The organism is Microvirga sp. KLBC 81, assembly GCF_003075415.1.
Lineage (GTDB): Bacteria > Pseudomonadota > Alphaproteobacteria > Rhizobiales > Beijerinckiaceae > Microvirga.
This window is the reverse complement of the sequence record NZ_QDAH01000262.1, coordinates 1-1,160: the sequence shown is the minus strand read 5'-3', so window position 1 is coordinate 1,160 and position 1,160 is coordinate 1. Positions and strand designations below refer to the sequence as shown.

Below are 1,160 nucleotides of genomic sequence, written 5' to 3'. Positions count from 1 at the left end.
GAGACCTGTGCGCGGGTGAGGAAACTGCGGTCCTGATCGACTGTGAGAGATGCCCTCTACGTTACTTCTTCCAGACCGGCAGTGTTAACGCCCGATGCTCCCGTTAGGAATGTTTGAGCGCGCACGTCGCCTTCGATCAGGCAGTCTCCGGCATCAGGATGACAGCAGTTCGCTTCAGGTTGTAGGCCATTGCAGTTAGCCTGACCTGCAGGGCTGCTTTCGCCAGTCCCAGCCAGCGCATACGTCGTAGTCCGTAGCTGCGCTTCCAGGTGCCGAAGATCTTCTCGATCCGGCAGCGCACGTGCTGGATGTGATGGTTCCACGCCCGCAGCTTGCGTAAGGCATTGCCACCAGGCCGGCCCCACATGCCGGCCTGGACCACGCGCGGGGACCCGCCTTTGCTCTGCACCGCAGAGGCAAAAGGTGTTCCGCGGTACGCACTGTCCGCGTAAACGTCGCCAGGATCATCCGGCAGAACCTCGCCGCCAGCACGCCCGTCATTGACGTTGCCGGGTGTGACGGTCAATTCCTCAACGAGGGCCGTATCAGCGTCGGCCGCCACATGGGCTTTGAAGCCGTAAATGGCTCTGCGCCGCTTGTGTCCTGCCCAGGCGGCCTCCTCATCCCGGTGGCTTGCTGAGGCAATCACAGTCGCATCGATCAGTGTGCCTGTTTTGATGGTGACGGCTTGGGCTTTGAGCTGGCGCGTGACTTCCTCAAACAGGACCTTGTCGAGTGAGCGCTCCACCAACTCCCGCCGGAAGCGCACGAAGGCGGTGCGCTCCGGAGTGGCCTCACGGAGGGAGAAGCCGCAGTAGCGTCGGAACGAGGCGCGGTCCTCCAGCGCCTCCGCCAGCTTCACGTCCGATAAATCGTACCAGACGGCCAGCAGCAAGGCCCTGAACAGGGCCAGGGGCGGCCAAGCGAGCTCGCCCTTGTCGGCGGAGTAAATGTCGAGCAGACGCCGATCCAGCGAGGGCCAATCGATCAACTCCGACAGGCGGTCCAAGGACGAGCGGTGGGCGATCGGATCTGAGACGAACTCGAAGACTTCCTGTCCAATCTGACGGCGTGCCATGGGACTGCTCCCGTCATACGCATCCGCCCTATTGGACCACCCAAAAGGCTCCTGGTCGAGGCCACCCGCGCACAGGTCTCAT

The 1,160-nt window shown here is 62.7% G+C and carries 1 protein-coding gene; it reads right to left on the bottom strand.

All coding sequences use genetic code 11. The features are described from left to right. Positions 1 to 136: 136 nt before the first annotated feature. Positions 137 to 1,078 carry an IS5 family transposase gene (locus DC522_RS33650; protein ID WP_116532713.1) on the bottom strand — a complete coding sequence of 314 codons (942 nt, stop codon included), beginning with the start codon at positions 1,076 to 1,078 and terminating at the stop codon, positions 137 to 139. Positions 1,079 to 1,160: the final 82 nt, after the last annotated feature.